This is a genomic window from Pseudalkalibacillus sp. JSM 102089, from assembly GCF_041366475.1.
Classification (GTDB): domain Bacteria; phylum Bacillota; class Bacilli; order Bacillales; family Guptibacillaceae; genus Guptibacillus; species Guptibacillus hwajinpoensis_B.
The window spans coordinates 124,920-142,460 of record NZ_JBEWYW010000003.1 but is presented as its reverse complement, the minus strand read 5'-3'; the positions used below and the strand labels follow the sequence as shown (position 1 = coordinate 142,460).

The window sequence follows — 17,541 nt, the reverse complement described above, 5'->3', positions numbered from 1 at the left end:
TCATGAGGAAAGATCATTCGAAGCCTCGCACCTCTCTTTTTACAAAACGGTGTAAAAAGCCGAATTTTCTTATATTAATGGTGGATGAGCAACGATATCCCTCAATCTATGAAAATGAGGATATAAAGAAGTGGAGCAAGGAAAATCTGTTGGTGCAAGAGTTGTTGCGAGAAAATGGATTCGAATTTAAAAATCACTACGCTGGGAGTACGGCTTGTTCACCAAGTAGAACAACATTATATACAGGTCAGTATCCTTCTCTTCACGGAGTCACGCAAACGAGTGGTGCAGCAAAGACGCCGTTTGATCCAGATATGTTTTGGCTCGATCCCAATACTGTTCCAACAATGGGAGACTATTTGCGTAAAGCGGGATACCGTACGTACTGGAAAGGGAAATGGCACGCTTCTGAAGTGGATATTATTATTCCGGGGACAAACAATGCCCTACCAAGCTATACTTCTACGGGCGTGCCTGATAAAGAAAATGTTCAGGAGTACCTTGAAGCAAGTCGGTTAGATGGATTTGGCTTTAACGGATGGATTGGACCTGAACCACATGGTGCCAATCCTCGTAATTCCGGTTCATCGGCTGCCATCGGGGTCAGCGGACGAGACGTAGTGTATGCTACTGAAGTGGTGGACTTAATTCAATGCCTTGAGCAGGAAGAAAAAGAGGAAACGCCTCCGTGGATGATCATGAGCTCGTTCATTAATCCACATGATATTGCTCTGTATGGCGTGATCGCTGAGCAACTTCCTCTTTATAACTTTGAAATCGATCCCACTGTTCCGTTCATCCCTAAAGCGCCTACATCTTTAGAATCTCTTCACACAAAACCTCGTGCACAAAGTAGCTATCGCGACGTGTATCCTAAAGCTTTACAGCCTTTAATTGATACGCCTTTTTATAGAAAGCTCTATTATTCTCTACAGAAACAGGCAGATAACGAGATGATGAAAGTTTTTCAAGCGTTGAAAAAATCGATATTCTATGAAGATACGATTGTTCTTTTCCTTTCAGATCACGGCGATCTCCTTGGCGCGCACGGGGAACTTTATCAAAAATGGTATAACATGTATGAGGAATCGATTCATGTTCCGCTGATTATTCATAGTCCGTCTCTTTTCTCAGGTAAAGAGAGCACAACGATGCTAACGAGTCACGTGGACGTTCTGCCAACTATGTTAGGGCTTGCGGGAATCGATGAGGAAGAAGTTCAAGAGATGTTAAGTCTTGATCATACAGAAGTTCATCCTCTTGTTGGAAGAGACCTCACCCCATTATTGTCAGGTAGGAAGCGATTTTATCGTGCTAATGAACCACTATACTTTATGACGGATGATGACGTGACGAGGGGGCCGAATCAGGTGACCGTAACGGGTGAGCCTTATGAGTCCGTTATTCAACCGAATCATATTGAAGCCGTTATTACTACGCTTCCTACTGGAAGCGATAAAAAGAAAGAAATCTGGAAATATGGACGGTATTATGATAATCCTCAGTTTTGGAGTAACCCTGGAGTCTCGGATGTTACGGTCACTCAATCCGACCCTGTTCCACCAAATGCAGATGAACAGGTTTCGGAGTGCATCACGACTACGAAAACAACCCCGGTGCCAGATGAATTCGAATTGTATAACTTAACACTTGACCCCCTAGAGGAGAAAAACCTCGCTCATCCTGACTTTGAAACACCCGAATCAAAAGAAGTACAGAAAATCTTAAATCTCGTACTAGAAGAACAATGTCGCCAAAAACGCCTCTCCCCTTCGAGTGGAGCAGTACCGGGGATGCCGCCATGTGAGTTTACTTAAGAAAGAGCTTTACTGTTGCTATGTACTAGAAAACAAAGGAGGAAGAGCAAATGCTCTTCCTCCTTCGACATGAAACGCCAAATAACGGGTGGTGACAGGCACCTTCCACTTCTATAATGCGTTTAACGTGATTTTCTCGATGAGAAGATTTAAAATCAAATCTACGGGTAAACCAATGAATGGAGTATTGAAAGGAGCAATGAATCATGACTGTTCAAACAAAAACACTAAATAACAATATTGAAATGCCGGAACTAGGTTACGGCGTATTTAGAGTAGAGGAAGGCCAAGAATTAGTCGAAGCAGTGAAAACGGCTATTAAGAAAGGCTACCGCAGCATTGATACAGCAGCGATCTATGGCAACGAGGAAAGTGTTGGTCGTGGCGTGAATCAGGCGATTGAAGAAGGTCTCGTAACAAGAGATGAGCTCTTTATTACTTCAAAAGTATGGAACGACGGGTTATCTTACGATGAAACGATTCAAGCTTATGAAACAAGCTTATCTAAGCTAGGTCTTGAGTATTTAGATCTTTACCTTATTCACTGGCCAGGGGATAACAAATACCAGGAGCCTTGGAAAGCACTTGAGACGCTATACAAAGAAAAGCGTGTTCGTTCAATTGGTGTTAGTAACTTCCATGTGAATCATCTTGAAGATCTTCGTAAAAACTTCGAGATTACACCGGTGATTAACCAAATCGAATTCCACCCTCGTCTGACACAATTAGAAGTCAGAACGTATTGCGAAGAGCACAACATTCAAGTGGAAGCATGGTCTCCACTAATGGCTGGTGAGTTGTTAAATAATGAAACAATCTCTGGCATTGCTGAGAAGTACAATAAATCTGTAGCGCAAGTAATCCTTCGCTGGGATCTTCAACATAACGTGATTACAATTCCAAAATCAATGAACGAAAAGCGCATTGAAGCGAACATCGATCTCTTTGATTTTGAACTCACTTCAGAGGAAATGAAGCAGCTTGATGCATTGAATGACAATGCTCGTAGCGGCCCACACCCAGATGAATTCGATTTTAAAATGTAATAGCGATGATAGAAGAAGGACCGCACTTTTAATGCGGTCCTTTTGTTTGGAAGTATTCACAGATTCCTAATAGTATCTTTTAACGAAGCCGGTCCCATTGTGGGGTCGGCTTTTTTAGTTCCAGATAATTTTATTTCCCCCAATGCCCCTTTTCCCACTTTCCAAACGATATATAAGGTGAAAGGAGGTGGTCGACATGGCAACAGCATCTCTCATGGATACGCAGCTTCGCATGGTACTTGAAGTAGGCGTTGACGAAAACGGTAAATCCATTTTCCGCAGCAAGAACTTCAACAACGTGAAAACTTCTGCTACGCCTGATGCGCTTTTTGCAGTCGCATTGGCATTAGCACCGCTTCAACAGCACAATTTGTTCGCAGTTGAGCGCAATGATTCATCTGATCTTCAGTCGTAAGTAGTCACCAATAAAGGGAAGAAAGGAGGGAATCCCAAATGGCTAAAACACTAGAACTTCAATTCAACACGCGTGACAACAAACCGTTCTCCATCACTCTAAGCGATCCAGTCGAGCCTGTTAATCCAGCTGCAATCGCAGCGGCGATGGATACGCTCATTACGCAGAACTGTTTTACAACGAGCGGAGGCGATCTTGTTTCGAAAAAAGGCGCTCGTATCGTTGAACGTAATGAGAACGACATTATCATCGGTTAAGTAGTTTAAAGGAAGGGCAATTGTCCTTCCTTTTTAGTAAGTCTATTAAACGAACGAGGAGGGGGAAGGAATGGAGTCCTGGATGTCTCTCATTAGCGATGTTGGCTTCCCGGTTGTGGTGACGCTTTATTTGCTGCACCGCATTGAACAGAAGCTCGATACGCTGAACGATACGATTCTGCAGCTGCCAGATCACTTAAACGCTCGAAGTTCGAATCAACATACAGGGTGATGTATTGCACAGGAGAGAAGGCGGGGGCCTCTCTCCCATTTTCCCTATTACATAATGGCACGATCAACTTCATATAGAACAGCGGCTTCCCAAGCTCTATTTAAAATGAGAGATAGTGAGGTTTCTTCAAGTGCGCCGCTGATCAGAACGTGGAACGCCTACCACACGTTTAAAAACAAAACTTGTCAGGTGAGCTGAAGCCGATGCAGAAAATTCAGCGTTCTCAAAAATACACAGTTCCCGGTTTCTGTGGTGAGAAGCTATGGCGAGAACGGCCTTTAACGGTTCGGGTAGGTAACCAGGCGTACTACGGTACGGTAGCAGCGCGCAGATGACGCACATTGGGCTGGTTTAATGTGTAGAAAGCGCGCTGTTGAAGAAATTCAAGCGTTCAAATCGGGTGATACGGTGGAAACCTCAGAAGGTCTCAGTATACTTCAGTAGTAATGAGCGGCTACTTTTACAGCGCTGATGCTTCTTGTCGGCGCTGTAAAGGTAGTCATTCTCTGTCCAATGTTTCCTATCTGATCTAGTGCCTTCAGTGGTTGAAGAGCCTAAAAGATATGAAAGATAAATAGAGAAGAAAGGTGATAGGGAAGCAGGGGGAAGCGGATCAGAGTTTGACGTTAGGTGAAAAAAGAAAATGGCTACCTCTTATTTTGATAGCGGTGTATTAGTCGGTAATATTCATCAGCTGAAGTTCATTGCACTTATTTAGCATCAATTGGGAAGTATCATGGGCCAGGACGGGAATATCTTCATATAGATAGTGGGTTATGTACACATTGTGTTTATCATGGAGGTGTTTTCCGTAATTACCTATATTAATGAATGGTACATTTTAGAGTGTCTATATGTTTCATCTGTTTCGAGGGACGATTAAAATCTTACACTTGAGAGCAAAGGGATGGAAGAAGATTTTAGAGCAAACACATTATCAGTAATTCTAGTAGTTGTATCCAGGTTTTCCTGAATGACTTCTTACAAAAGTAGTTCTCGTTTGAGTATGATATTTACTTGAAAGTAGTTTGGAGGAAAGTTAGGAGGGGCAATGAAAATATGGATATAACCTTAAATAATGAAAGAAAGATCCCTTCTTTCGGAGGGATCTCTTTTCATTTCAGTACACTCGACAAAATCTATAACCATTCGAGTGGTTTTGGGTGGTGACAGGCACTATTCTCAAGGAGTTTAAATTGTTGTAATAATGGTTGCTGTAGCACCATCTTGTAATGCTTCTCCGCTACTATGTGTTACTCTTACTGATAAAAGATCACATTGATTAATTGATAAATTACCAATTGCGGTAGCACAGCAATTAGGTGTATTTGCATTATTTGGTCCCATAACTGTTGCGATTATTCCAGTAGGGGTAGAAGTGAATCCACAATCAGAACTTTTATAAATTTCAGCTGTTACACTTTCATTTGCAGTTAATATCTCATCACGAATACTAAAGACTAATCCAGTGATAAGACCGCTAAATGGAACGACTACAGTTGTTTCTTCAAAGTTAAGATCAGCTGTCCCAACTCCAATAAAGTGTCCGCTCGGTACTGTTTCTGCAGCTAAATAAATCGTGTTTAAGCTAGGCCCAGGAGGCCCAGGAGGTCCAGGAGGCCCAGGAGGCCCAGGAGGCCCAGGAGGTCCAGGAGGCCCAGGAGGCCCAGGAGGCCCAGGAGGACAGATGCATTTGCAACAGTGACACTTTCTACATTTACAATGTTTTTTATATGTTGAGCTCCCTTTGCATTCATGATTACAAATAAGGGAACAACATTTCGGGCATCTTATGCTATCTATTTTTAATCACCTCTTTCATTCATAGATGAAATAGTATATGAGTTTTTAGAGGGAAATGATATAAAGACAAGCTAAATTGGGGGGGAGTCATTCTAATTATTTTGCTTCATTTTCTGGAAATTGAGTGAACCTTTGAGATGAAAAAATGAATGATGATCCTCTTAATAAATGTCGGTGTTAAGTTTTTGTTAAGAAAAACCGTTCTTTTTTTCCCCTGGAAAATATCGGTTGATTTCTATCTATTGGCCCCCGCGAAGTGTCGAACCCATGTGATAGATTAGGAGATGTGTTAAAAATACTTCTCAGGGGGAACACGTATGAAACGTAAAGGACTTGTAGCATTGACGCTTGCATTATCAATCGCTATCGTACCAGGATTCGGGGAAACAAGTGCAAAAACAGCAGAGCTAGATTCACAGGGGTCAGAGGTTACGATCGGTCATGAACTTCCCAAAGCCAAAACAAAAGGGAAAGAGAAGTTTGATCGTCCAGCTGAAGTGGAGAGTTCTTCAGTAGCGGATGTTTTGGATGAAAAAGGTAAGAAAATCGGAGAAAAGAAAATCAAGAAAAATGCAGAAAAGAAAGCAGACAAACTAGCAGACAAACAAAACAAAAAGAATGCTAAAAAACAGGTTAATGAAGAAGGCGAATTGTGTATTCTATTATGCGGTAACGGAGGATCAACTGGAGGTTCAGGCGGAACGACAACACCAACTGCAACTGATGCTAGCGTAGTGACCGTATTGATTGCTGCGGATGAAGAGTATCGTGCTGCACATAGCGACTGGCAAACGCTCACGCAAAACATTGTTGAGAACGCGGATAATGGGTTTACACGTGATCATAACATTGATTTTGAGATTAAAGCTCTTGGTGAGTGGACTTCTGAAGGGGCAAATGCATCTGAGATTCTTCAGGACATGGACAAGGACTGGAATGGAAATGGATACGACTTTGTAGTAGGTTTCACGAGAGATGCTAATTTCAACTCAGGCGGTATTGCTTATGTTTATCCGAACTCACCTTATGGTAGTGCAGTATCAGTTAACCTCGATCAGGGCGCAACGAATACATGGCACGCGGCTCAGCACGAATTCTCTCATAACTATGGACTAAATCACGATGCTCAAGGCAGTGGGATTAAATGCATTATGAACTATGACTATTCTTATAGTGTTGATTATTGGGACGAAGATCATGATAATTTAATAGAAGCACATAAAGGTTGGTATGGAAATTAATACATATCAGTAGCAATAGGTGAGAGCGCTCAAACGATTCGTTTGAGCGCTCTTTTCATTTAAAAGGCGTAGATTAGCCGAATTATCAGGTGGTGACAGGCACTATTTAAGAAACTGATCCACCTTCTTACGTAACTCTTCTGCGATTTCTTTGTTTGTGCTGTAATAAAATGTATTCCGCTTATCCCTGACGTGAATATTCAACAATCCAGCCCCTCTTAAAATGGAAAGATGATGATGGATATTCCCTTTTGCCATACCAAATTCCGAAACGATATTGGTGAAAGTAGAAGGTTCGTGAGATAAAAACTTCAAGATCTTTAGTCGTTTTTCATCCCCTAGCGCTTTGGTGAAACGAAGAACTTCAGTTAGTTCATCTTTCGCATCTTTAAGAGGATAGGTGATGTATAGCGTATCTTTCAAATGATCGATAAACGACATAGGTTGAAGGTGAATGGCGGGAATCAAGCAAACGCTCTTCACGCTAGTCGTTTCAATGATGAAATGACTCGCTTCTAAAACAACATCCTCTTGTGATTGATTCTTAAGCTTATCGTTTTTCTCTTCTGCGTCACGATTTAATCGGCCAGAAAGATCGGGATCCATGTGTTGAAAATATTGCTCATTCCAGGCTTTTAACAACGTGAGTGATTGATCTCTTTGTGATGATAGATCAGCAGGAAGTGTTCGATCAACGTCTAATAAAGGAGCGATTCGTTCAAAAAGCTCACCGCCAGATAGATTTCCTAACCAATCAAAGAAGAGATCGATTTTGTCTTTGTATGGTGATTGTTCAATCAATAAAACTAATATGTCTTCAAAGAACAAGTTCTCTTTTGAAGCAATCAAAGAATGTAACTCAGGGGAAATGGACAATTCAATATCCTTAGGCCACTTTGCGCCAAGATCTAAATATTTCATTAATGTTTGTCTTTTATATAACGAAATGCTTAATAAGAGTTCATAAACAGGTGAAGAAAGCGTTCTAACTTGCAATGGCATAGGTGTCCCTCCATATCTCTCTTTTTTTCATATCTTACCATACGGTGTTCCTAATTAGAATAATCAAAACATTAACTACTTAAACATTGACTTAATATATTAGTTCAATTAATATTGAACTAATTAAGATATTGGGAGGTTTTTACAATGAGGTTTGCTGATCTACAGAATAGGGTGATTGAACTTGTGGAAAGTAAAGAAAACGAAGAAGCTTTGCGTGTTATGGAAGAAGCGAAAGAAAAGTTTCCTCATAAAAGAGATCGGTTGGGTCATTGGAGAGCGAATATTTATGTAATGGAAGGGAAGAACGAAGAAGGTGTTGGTGAACTAAAAGAAGTTCTCAAACATGGACTGTGGTGGAACCCGGAAATTCTAACATCTGATCCAGAGTTGACCCCCTTGCAAGCCCACCCAGAATTTAAGTCGATCGTAAGTCAATGTCGTGAGATCTTTGAAAACACAAAAGCATCTGCACATGCGGAGTTAACCATTCAGGGGCATTCTGAAGCGGATACGGTCATTTTTCCTTTGCATTGGAAAGGTTCAAATGCAAAAGACTTTGCGGAGCAGTGGTCTGATGAGAATCTCGTCACGAAGTACTTGATGGGATTTCCTCAATCTTCTCAACTTTTCAGCTACCAATGTTACGCATGGGATGATATGGCTGTTGCTTATAATGATGTAAGAAAGACGTATTGTGAATTTACTCAACGTGTTGATATATCAGATAAAAAACAAATACTCGCCGGCGCATCGCAAGGAGGAAGTATCGCAACTCAAATGAGCTTAAGTAATGATATGGAAGAGTTTAATTTCTTTATTGCTGTTGCACCAGCTTTCGATATCCATTCACTAAAAGAAATTTTGCACAATCAGCTGAACCCCGAGGCAAGAGGATGCATTATAACGGGTGATCAAGATCCTTTCTATGAAAGTGTATTGGAAGCTTCTCAACTTTTTGAAGATTATCAGATACCTTGCAAGCTAATTGTAAATGAAGGCATCGGGCATGAATGGCCGAATGAATTTCCCAATGTGTTGGAAGAGGCGGTTCGTTTTGTAACGAAGCAGTAAGAACGTTTCTCCAAAATGAGTTAGACAATTTTTGTTTATCTGGAAAATGAAACCAAATAGAAGTGAAATCGTACAAGTAGTATAGAAAGTCATTGATCATCAAAAAAGGAGTGGTGGAAATGGAGTCTAGAAAACAGCTATTGTCGAAACCATATTGGAGGATAAATATTTTAGGACTCATGCTTTTTATCCTTGTAGGTGTGCTCTTAATTGTGAATGACAATCTTATTGCTTTCACGATCGTAGCGGTTTGTTATGGATTTGCTATGTTTATCGGTAACTCGTTGTATCGCTCATATCGAAAGCGAAAGCCAAATAATGCTTAAATGATTTTTCCGAGCCTCATAGTGAAATCCCCATGAACAGTTAGATAAGCAAGAGACAGGCATGATTTGAATTCTCTACTCTCACAAAAGGTGTTTGTTACTTAATGAAAAAAAGCTGGATCATTTCCACTACGATCACCATCGCACTTATATTTCTCTTAATGATTACAACGTCTAAAACCATTCAAGAAGAATTAAAGCTCGGACTAGATTTACAGGGCGGGTTTGAGATTCTTTATGAAGTACAGGATCCTTACGAAGAAAAAAACATACCAGAAGAAGAACGTGTCAAACAAACAGCTGCTCTGATCAGTGATCGGATTGACTTGCTAGGTATTAGCGAGCCCGTCATTACGATTGAGGATGAAGATCGCATTCGCATACAGGTGCCTGGCGTGGAAGATCAGGAGGAAGCGCGCGAGTTTATTTCCATTGGCGGAAATATTACGTTTCGGGATACAGATGACAATCTTGTCCTTTCGTCCACTGATTTCAAATCTGTCGGAATAGAACAGTATTCCAAGGACATTGCCCCCGTCGTGACCATCGAGTTCGGCGACTCCATTGATATGAGAAACGTGACTAAGACTTATGAGGATCAACGTCTTGCTTTATGGCTTGATTACGTTGACGGGGATGCGTATATAAAAGAGAAAGCAAAGGAAGATTCAAAGATTCTTTTCGAAGGATATATAAATGAGGCCTGGACAAAAAATTCCGGGATGGCGATTTCAGGTGAATTCACCCAAAAAGAAGCAGAACTCCTTTCCAAAGCGCTTAGCACTGGAGATCTCCCTGCTCCTTTAGAAGAGATTTCTTCACAATCTGTTAGTGGTCAGCTTGGTGAACAGGCGTTGAAAAATACGATGATAGCGGGAATCATAGCTATGACGCTTATCTTTTTATTCATGATTTGGCGCTATCGTTGGCTGGGCTTGCTCTCGATCCTTTGTATGATCAGCTATCTTTATTTAGCTATAGGAATTTTCGTTTTTCTGGAAGGCGTCCTAACGTTAACAGGACTGGCTGCTTTCATTCTTGGTCTTGGTATGGCGGTAGATGCGACGATCATTACGTTTGAACGTTTAAAAGAAATAGAGGATCGTCGTTTGTCATTTGAAGAGCGAGTGATGCAAGCGTCGAATCGAACGTTTCTTACGATTGCTGATGCGCATCTCACAACATTAATGGCTGCGGCAGGACTGTTTGTATTCGGCGTAGGCAGTGTGAAAGGTTTTGCGACAATGCTATTGATTAGCATTGTTGCTGGATTTCTAACATGCTATGCGCTATTGCGACTTCTGTTGTATATGATTGGGGAGACAAAGCTCGTGGAATGGAATCAAGATAGTAAATCTTAAACAATATTTGCTCAAGAGATTAAAGGATATTTCCTTATCTTGAGCTTTTTTTGTTTCTTCTAATTTCATAGGTGGCGAATCATTGAAATGTATGAGCTGAAAATTGTATTTCTTCCAACTCATTTTCGGTATTATAGTGTGACTAATAAGGATTGTGATAATTATTCGTGGATGAGGAGAAAATAACAGCATCATTTTGGATGTGAGGGTGAGTTTAATTGGATAATTACAAGAACGATAATACAGCCAGAAGGTATAAAGCTTATGTAAGTATCCTTGGAACCACGCAAATCCATTTAAGAAATCCTTACATTATTGCTTGGTGGTCTGTCTCTTTTCCAGGGTTTGGTCACTTATTGCTTTCTAAGTATATAAGAGGTTTTCTGTTATTAGCATGGGAAGTTGTGATTAACTTAAAAGCGCACGTGAACCTTGCCATGATTTATTCTTTTCAGGGGAACATATCTATGGCAAAAACGGTTTTAGATACCCGATGGCTCCTTATCTACATTCCAGTTTACATCTTCGCCATATGGGATAGTTATCGATCAACGGTTGATATGAATAATGTTTATATCCTTGCTGAACGAGAAGATCATGAAATCAATTCTTTTAGTATAGGGGCATTAGAAATCAATTACTTAGATAAAAGAAGCCCGTTTTTAGCGGCGTTATGGTCATTACTTATGCCGGGGCTCGGGCAGCTATACATTCATAGGATTGTAAGTGCCTTCGTCGTAATCATCTGGAGTGTTATATTCTTTTATTATTCCCACATGCTAGAAGGAGTATCTTTGCTGTTCTTAGGTGAAATTGAATTGGCGACTAGTGTTCTAAAACCGGAGTGGTTACTCATGTTTCCTTCTTTATACGGTTTTGCTATATTCGATGCTTACATGAATACAGTCGAAAATAATAAGCTGTATGAAAAAAGTCAAAGGCGTTTCCTTAAAAAGAATTATCAAGCAGCATCATTCTGTATGTTGAAAGGGAAAAAACTGGTATGAGTATGCAAGTGTTCTCAACTTTTGAAAATAATATCTTTTTAGAAATAGCTATTTCAAATCTAGAAAAGGTCGGTATTAAGCGAGAAGATATCTATGCAGTCCCACTTGATAATCGTGAAGAAAATAGAAAGATATTTGATACCCTCCATCGGTCAGACGGGATATCGCTTATTGACATTGCAATGCCGTTAGCCACGGCGTTTTCCGTAGTTACTGCTAGCCTTGGTTTTGAATGGAAGTGGGGACCAATCTATTGGGGATTAATCGGAGCGATCGTTGGTTTTGTTACTGGGTTGGTGATTCGTTTGATTATTGTATTGACAACTAATAAGAAAAAGCGACAGTTAAAAGGGAAACAATCTGAAGTGATTTTAATTGTGAACTGCGATATTACTGACGGGGAGGTCGTTGAAAAAATTCTTTGGGAACATTTAGCTTTAGGATTGGCGAAAGTGATGCATTGAGTGAATAAGAAGTAGTTAATAATAAAAGAATCGTGTACACATTAAACCCATGACCATAAAGGACCAACACCCTCCTCGATCGGAGGAGGGTGTTGGTCTAAATTTATAATTTAAGATAAACTCAAACATGATTTAGTTTATTACTGAGTTACGGACTCTTCCTTCTGTTCCTCATCATCGTCTTCACCATCATCTTCAACTTGAATAACATCGCCACTCATGCCGTCAATTTCAACTTCTTTCTCACCGGTATCGGTTTTGATATCGAACTCATAAACGATCTTCCCGTCTTCTTTCTCGACTTCTTTTTCAATCACGTCTCCGGAAACCTCTTCCAATGCGATTTTTTCAGCTTCAGCTTCAGAAATTTTAGCCTCCTCAATTAGTTTGCTTTCGTTATTGCCCGAAGCGAGCACATTCTCTATACCGTCTGATCCTTGATAGAGAAGAGCTCCTCCAGCTATGCCTAATGCGGTTCCGCCGATAATAAGTGTTTTTTTCATATTCATTAGTTATCCTCCTTGAACTGTTTTTTCTACACTTCTTATGATACGGATCGAATCTAATAAAAAAAGGACAGCAGGATGAGAAATGGATGAGCTTTTTCTCATGAAATTCTCATTTTCTATTTAATGTTTCTTACGTTAAGGGTAGTTACAATAGAGGAAGAAGAAATAAGGGGTGAGGAGAGATGGAGAAAGAATCAATTCTTCTTGTAGAAGATGAAATAAATGTTATTCAGTTCATGAAGTTAGAGCTTGAGCATGAAGGGTACGACGTGACAGCGGCGCGTGATGGAGAGGAAGCGATGGCTCGATTTCAAGAAAAAGAATGGAGCGTTATTTTATTAGATTGGATGATTCCGAAGCTTGATGGACTGGAAGTTTGTAGACGGATACGTAAAACGAGTCGCGTTCCGATTATTATCCTTACTGCCAGAGATTATGTGGGGGATAAAATTCTCGGTCTTGATCGTGGTGCGGATGATTACATTACAAAGCCTTTTGAAATTGAAGAATTGCTTGCGCGCATTCGTGCTGTATTACGACGCGCTCAGTCTCAAAGTAAGCAACAGGATGAAGATAAGTTAACGATTGCGAATCTTGAAGTGAATGTAAAAAGTCGGCGCGTCGTACGGGAAAACAATGAAATTGAACTCACTCAGCGAGAGTTTGATTTGCTTGTTTTTCTCATGAAACATGAAGGCGAGGCGCTCAGTCGCGAGTGGCTTCTCTCAGCGGTTTGGGGCTACGACTTTGTTGGAGAGACGAATGTGGTCGACGTCTACATCCGCTACCTTCGCAACAAGTTAGATCGAGAGTATGAACCAACGCTTATTCATACGGTTAGAGGAATCGGTTACATCCTTCGCTCTTCATAAGCGTTCGATTGGAGGGAATCGCATGAAGAAAAAACAAAATCAATCGCTACTTCATCAATTTACATCATGGTACGTGTGGCAGTTTATTATCGCCCTTATCCTAATCGGTATCGTTGTGCTTGGTACAATCGGATTTTTCTTGATAGATCGAACACAGGATGATGTTGGAGCGATGGAAGAAAAATTGCTGATGATTGTACGGGAAGATGATGTTCAGGAGTCACTTGATGAAGTATTGTATCCGGATCATGCCGATTATTATGTTGAAATCCGTGAAGAAGCGAAAATTCTCGCGCAATCGAGAGGAGACGACGAAATACTAGATATAAGTGATGAAGTAAACCTGCCGTTGTTTGATCAGTTTATATGGAACAAAGAGGAAGGGTTATTTTATCGAAACGATGTATCTTTTACCGATGGTAATATTCATTTAAAAGTCGATATGGAAGATGAGTTTGAATTCATTCAGCTTATTTTCTTTATCCTTCTCATCACAGGGATAGTAAGTATTATAATTGGCTCCATTTTGATTTATCAATTTACAAAAAAGAAGCTGCACCCGCTTCTAAACATGACGGATGAAGTGAGTAAAATAGACGGTTCGTCAGATCTGCAGAAGCGGATTTTTGAACCTTCGAATCCTAAAGAGCTGAAGGAACTTGCCGGAACGTTCAATCAGCTACTTCAGGAGCTAGAAGAACAGTTTGAACGAGAGAAAAGCTTTGTTTCCAATGCTTCACATGAATTAAGAACCCCACTAACCGCATTTCGTGGTCATTTGAATTTAATTAAAAGGTGGGGGAAGGACGATCCATCTGTTTTGGAAAAGTCAATTCAAGCGTTAGATGATGAAAGTAACCGAATGAAGCATATTTTAGAACAAATGCTTACGATCGCTCGTAATGAACATTTTGAAAGTAGGATGGAGAACGTTAATCTTACTCGTATTGTTGAGCGTGTGATCAGTCAATTCGAAGGAAATAAGGAAATACATCTTATCGGAAATCTTGAAAAGAATGTCACTGTGTTAGGAGATGCTGAGCAGCTTCGGCAAATTGCGGTTATTTTAGTTGAAAACGCCGTGAGGTATACGGAGGAAGGGACGATCACCGTTGACTTAACACATAATGATGGTGCTGTACTAAGCGTTTCCGATACTGGTATCGGCATTCCAAAAGAGGAACAGTCGAAAATCTTTTCACGCTTCTATCGCGTTGACAAAAACCGCTCACGTGAAACGGGAGGAACCGGGCTAGGTCTTTCCATCGCAAAGGAGTTAGTGGAGAACCATCAAGGTAAGCTCCAAGTGAAAAGTGAAGTCGATGTGGGAAGTACGTTTACAGTCTTATTGTCAATGAAAAAAGTGTCCTCTAGCATCCACAATGAATCCTCTTAGGAGGGTTCTTTTTTTATAAATTCTCAATGGGAGAATCGCTTAATAATGGATAAATATGCTAAAGTGAAGTGGGGGTTATTGTAACGCAAACAAATTAATTGGGAAGAGGAAGCGGCTGAATTGACAATCCTAATAAGTTTATTCCCTCTATTTCTATGATTAGGCAACGTTTCACGCAGACAGCTGAAGAAGTGGTTCGAAGTTCTGGAACTAAGGGAGAGTGCGATTGAAAAGCATAACGTTTAAACCTACGATGATTCCATTGAGTTTGATCGGAATTATCGCAATGATACTGTTAATCGGATTAGTGTATTCTCTTTTTTCAATTAGTGAAGTATTTCTGTATGTGATTGCGATTGTGTTTCTATTCATTGTGATAGGTGACATAAGGAAATTTTCTTCAAAAGGAAAAGGATCACAGTTTCCACTAAAGTATATTTTGATCGGCTTAGCCTTTTTACTAGTAAGCTTTCTCTCTTGATCTTGAGAGGAAGCTTTATTTCTATTTTTATAGTGAAAAAAGATGAGATATTGTCCAACATGTAACTCCATAATTAGTTCAAATGTCATGTGAATTTCTATGATTTGAGAGCAAACTCACTAAAAAAGTATAGGTTTAGTTCACCGTTGAAAAGGAATAAAGAGTAGAAGATAGAAGCAATAGTTTGAGACGGTCGAGTGACGGACAGAAGTCACTTTAAGATAACAGGAGGAAATGCAATGAACGTACTAAAAGAGCAATATGATTTAGTTAAACACACGCGTAAAGTTCTCTTTCATTTCTGTGAGCAAATCGATCAGGATGATTACTTAAAAGAAGTAGATGGATACGGATGGGGTTCGATTCGTAATTTACACGTTCATATCGCAGAGTGCTATGAAAGCTGGTTAGGTCGCTTTGCTTTGGAAATGCAAGAGCCAGTCGTAGAAGTGGACGATGTAACGGATGTAAATGAAATGAGAACCGTGTTTGAACGTGTTGATCAGCTCGTCTATCGTTTTCTAGAAGAATATGACGAGCGATATGATGAGAAAATAAGTCGCAAGGTACCGGGGCAAGAAGAGGAAGAAGAGCTGTCTCCGCTATGGTTAATGACGCATACGATTACGCATGAGTTTCATCACAAAGGGCAGATCGTAACACTTGCGCGAGCTCTAGGTTATGAACCGACGGACACCGATCTCTTAACGCCATCCGATATCAACCGCTATTTGGACTATCCTGAACAAGGATGAATTCATAATGATAATAGAAGCGACGACTCGTAAAGGGCTACAGCCATTATGAGTTGTCGTTTTTTTATTTTTCTCAATGAAAATCACCTTCATAATAGAAAACGAGGGAAACAAAATCATTGAAGAAATGGTAAAATTAAGGTGGGGATCGAGGGGGGAAGTTGTGAAATTCATGTTGGCCGGCTTTGTAAGTTTATTCGGAATGGTTTTACTTGGATTATCCTTTGAGAGTTTTGGAGAATATGTTACTTAAATTTATAGCCATCATAAGTGTAGTGGCTAGTGTTCGTATTGCGATGTGTAATAAAAAGCTATTTCAAACTACTAAAGAGGCGGTTTTTATATGGGGGATATCCTATTTCAATTAGTTGCATTTCTTTTAATGTTTGGCGTTCTGGGTGGGATTGTCTTCATCGTTGTGAGTTTCAGAAAGAGAAGCTCAAAGCTTGATCGATTAGAAACTAAAGTTGATCGGCTGCTTGAGAAAGAGAAAGCACCGTCTGATAGATGAAAGGAGAGAAGCAAGGTTTTGGCAAAAGCGATAGAGGGTTTGTTTCTGTTTTCTATCACGTTGTTATTGATCTATGATTATTTTCCAGATATGAGTTTACAAGAGACCTTTCCTTCATCCATTCTACTTCTGCTTATGTTTGGGACTGTTGTTGCATCGTTTCTTTTCAAACGCTTGAGAGAATATACAGTAAAAGAGTTATTTCAGTCTCAGCTGTTTATGATCATCTATTTGCTGTTTCTGCTAGCTGTTTTGAAATTAGTCGGGGGTGAATCAACTTTAGGCATTTCATTTAGTAATCTCGGGGTCCAGGTTATCGTCATCATGTCACTTCTTCAATTAGTCGTTCTGTGGAAGAAGTTGAAAAGGGAGAGAGAATTTCAGTGAGCCGAATTGCTCAATTAAAAGGGATTTCATTATTGTTGGTGTTATATAGTGTGGTGTGTCTCATTCTATGTCCGATTTTATTTTTTAACGGGATGTTTCTGATGAATGACGGAGTGGTTTTTAGTAAGAGTGTGGAGAGTAGTCTGTTGGTAAAACTTTATCTCTTATTGATGCTACCGAACGCTGTGATTCTGTTCCTCATTCATAAAAGCTACGCTAAGTCACAGCAAATCCAGGTCATGAATTTGGTTTTCTTCGCAGTCGTAACTTTAGCGTTCGGCTATTTTTCATTAACCTTTCCGTTTGATTACATTCAGCAGTTTGATTAATAAGCGATCAGTATGAAAAAGATCAATAGGAGGACATCGATGAAAAGAGTTCAGATCATCATTGCGATTCCTTCCTGCTTTTTATTGTTATTCTCCCTTCTAACCAGCTATAAAGCGGGATTAATCATCGCGATGGCTGGTCTTTTTGTTGGGCTTATACTAAGGCAAGTTCGCCTGTGGAAATATGGTGAGATTCTCGATCATCCGAGTCGACGGTATAGCAGCGAGGAAAGTTTCGGAGATTCAGAAGACTAGA

General features: G+C 40.1%; 22 protein-coding genes. 20 read left to right on the top strand and 2 right to left on the bottom strand.

Annotation, left to right across the window (positions count from 1 at the left end; translation table 11 throughout):
• Positions 1-2: 2 nt before the first annotated feature.
• The 7 genes from ABVF21_RS09030 (at position 3) to ABVF21_RS09000 (ending at position 6,811) form a co-directional block, all read left to right on the top strand.
• Positions 3-1,817 carry a sulfatase-like hydrolase/transferase gene (locus tag ABVF21_RS09030; protein WP_371018063.1) on the top strand — a complete coding sequence of 605 codons (1,815 nt, stop codon included), beginning with the start codon at positions 3-5 and terminating at the stop codon, positions 1,815-1,817.
• A gap of 206 nt (positions 1,818-2,023) precedes the next feature.
• Positions 2,024-2,863: an aldo/keto reductase gene (locus ABVF21_RS09025; RefSeq protein ID WP_303530008.1), complete on the top strand. Its 840-nt coding sequence runs from the start codon at positions 2,024-2,026 to the stop codon at positions 2,861-2,863.
• A 196-nt stretch (positions 2,864-3,059) separates the two neighbouring features.
• The gene (locus ABVF21_RS09020; RefSeq protein ID WP_226616647.1) at positions 3,060-3,278 is read left to right on the top strand and encodes a DUF1659 domain-containing protein; all 219 of its coding nucleotides are present in this window, start codon (positions 3,060-3,062) and stop codon (positions 3,276-3,278) included.
• A 38-nt stretch (positions 3,279-3,316) separates the two neighbouring features.
• A complete protein-coding gene (locus ABVF21_RS09015; RefSeq protein WP_194220616.1) occupies positions 3,317-3,535 on the top strand; it encodes a DUF2922 domain-containing protein in 219 nt (72 codons plus the stop codon).
• 70 nt (positions 3,536-3,605) lie between these two features.
• Positions 3,606-3,767: a YvrJ family protein gene (locus tag ABVF21_RS09010; RefSeq protein ID WP_194220617.1), complete on the top strand. Its 162-nt coding sequence runs from the start codon at positions 3,606-3,608 to the stop codon at positions 3,765-3,767.
• Between the two features lie 203 nt (positions 3,768-3,970).
• The gene (locus tag ABVF21_RS09005; RefSeq protein WP_283152758.1) at positions 3,971-4,102 is read left to right on the top strand and encodes a hypothetical protein; all 132 of its coding nucleotides are present in this window, start codon (positions 3,971-3,973) and stop codon (positions 4,100-4,102) included.
• 1,785 nt (positions 4,103-5,887) lie between these two features.
• Positions 5,888-6,811: a zinc-dependent metalloprotease gene (locus ABVF21_RS09000; RefSeq protein ID WP_371018062.1), complete on the top strand. Its 924-nt coding sequence runs from the start codon at positions 5,888-5,890 to the stop codon at positions 6,809-6,811.
• Positions 6,812-6,913: 102 nt separating this feature from the next.
• Here the strand turns inward: ABVF21_RS09000 and ABVF21_RS08995 are convergent, their stop codons facing one another.
• Entirely contained in the window at positions 6,914-7,813 is a 900-nt protein-coding gene (locus ABVF21_RS08995) for an ArsR/SmtB family transcription factor (RefSeq protein WP_371018061.1), read from the bottom strand.
• A gap of 147 nt (positions 7,814-7,960) precedes the next feature.
• Here ABVF21_RS08995 and ABVF21_RS08990 point away from each other — a divergent pair, with 147 nt between their 5' ends.
• From ABVF21_RS08990 to ABVF21_RS08970, 5 genes are all read left to right on the top strand, one after another.
• Positions 7,961-8,887 (top strand): alpha/beta hydrolase, encoded by a 927-nt coding sequence (locus tag ABVF21_RS08990; RefSeq protein ID WP_371018060.1) that lies wholly within the window; start codon positions 7,961-7,963, stop codon positions 8,885-8,887.
• A gap of 119 nt (positions 8,888-9,006) precedes the next feature.
• Positions 9,007-9,213 carry a hypothetical protein gene (locus ABVF21_RS08985; RefSeq protein WP_283152755.1) on the top strand — a complete coding sequence of 69 codons (207 nt, stop codon included), beginning with the start codon at positions 9,007-9,009 and terminating at the stop codon, positions 9,211-9,213.
• A 104-nt stretch (positions 9,214-9,317) separates the two neighbouring features.
• Positions 9,318-10,574, top strand: a complete 1,257-nt coding sequence (gene secD / locus ABVF21_RS08980) for a protein translocase subunit SecD (protein ID WP_283152754.1) — start codon at positions 9,318-9,320, stop codon at positions 10,572-10,574.
• 218 nt (positions 10,575-10,792) lie between these two features.
• Positions 10,793-11,581, top strand: a complete 789-nt coding sequence (locus tag ABVF21_RS08975) for a hypothetical protein (RefSeq protein ID WP_283152753.1) — start codon at positions 10,793-10,795, stop codon at positions 11,579-11,581.
• 2 nt (positions 11,582-11,583) lie between these two features.
• Entirely contained in the window at positions 11,584-12,045 is a 462-nt protein-coding gene (locus ABVF21_RS08970) for a hypothetical protein (protein ID WP_303530469.1), read from the top strand.
• A gap of 140 nt (positions 12,046-12,185) precedes the next feature.
• Here ABVF21_RS08970 and ABVF21_RS08965 read toward each other — a convergent pair whose 3' ends face one another.
• Positions 12,186-12,554 (bottom strand): PepSY domain-containing protein, encoded by a 369-nt coding sequence (locus tag ABVF21_RS08965; RefSeq protein ID WP_303529984.1) that lies wholly within the window; start codon positions 12,552-12,554, stop codon positions 12,186-12,188.
• A 182-nt stretch (positions 12,555-12,736) separates the two neighbouring features.
• Here ABVF21_RS08965 and ABVF21_RS08960 point away from each other — a divergent pair, with 182 nt between their 5' ends.
• The 8 genes from ABVF21_RS08960 to ABVF21_RS08925 all read left to right on the top strand — a co-directional run bounded on the left by ABVF21_RS08960 (position 12,737) and on the right by ABVF21_RS08925 (position 17,540).
• The gene (locus ABVF21_RS08960; protein WP_303529982.1) at positions 12,737-13,426 is read left to right on the top strand and encodes a response regulator transcription factor; all 690 of its coding nucleotides are present in this window, start codon (positions 12,737-12,739) and stop codon (positions 13,424-13,426) included.
• A 22-nt stretch (positions 13,427-13,448) separates the two neighbouring features.
• Positions 13,449-14,822, top strand: a complete 1,374-nt coding sequence (locus tag ABVF21_RS08955) for a sensor histidine kinase (RefSeq protein ID WP_371018059.1) — start codon at positions 13,449-13,451, stop codon at positions 14,820-14,822.
• A 226-nt stretch (positions 14,823-15,048) separates the two neighbouring features.
• Complete coding sequence (locus tag ABVF21_RS08950; protein WP_371018057.1) at positions 15,049-15,303, top strand: hypothetical protein; 255 nt, start codon at positions 15,049-15,051, stop codon at positions 15,301-15,303.
• Positions 15,304-15,542: 239 nt separating this feature from the next.
• The gene (locus ABVF21_RS08945; RefSeq protein ID WP_371018056.1) at positions 15,543-16,058 is read left to right on the top strand and encodes a DinB family protein; all 516 of its coding nucleotides are present in this window, start codon (positions 15,543-15,545) and stop codon (positions 16,056-16,058) included.
• Positions 16,059-16,401: 343 nt separating this feature from the next.
• Positions 16,402-16,569 carry a hypothetical protein gene (locus ABVF21_RS08940; RefSeq protein WP_303529974.1) on the top strand — a complete coding sequence of 56 codons (168 nt, stop codon included), beginning with the start codon at positions 16,402-16,404 and terminating at the stop codon, positions 16,567-16,569.
• A gap of 18 nt (positions 16,570-16,587) precedes the next feature.
• Complete coding sequence (locus ABVF21_RS08935; RefSeq protein WP_303529972.1) at positions 16,588-16,956, top strand: hypothetical protein; 369 nt, start codon at positions 16,588-16,590, stop codon at positions 16,954-16,956.
• 101 nt (positions 16,957-17,057) lie between these two features.
• Positions 17,058-17,285, top strand: a complete 228-nt coding sequence (locus ABVF21_RS08930; protein WP_303529970.1) for a hypothetical protein — start codon at positions 17,058-17,060, stop codon at positions 17,283-17,285.
• Between the two features lie 39 nt (positions 17,286-17,324).
• A complete protein-coding gene (locus ABVF21_RS08925; protein WP_303529968.1) occupies positions 17,325-17,540 on the top strand; it encodes a hypothetical protein in 216 nt (71 codons plus the stop codon).
• Position 17,541 lies beyond the last annotated feature (1 nt).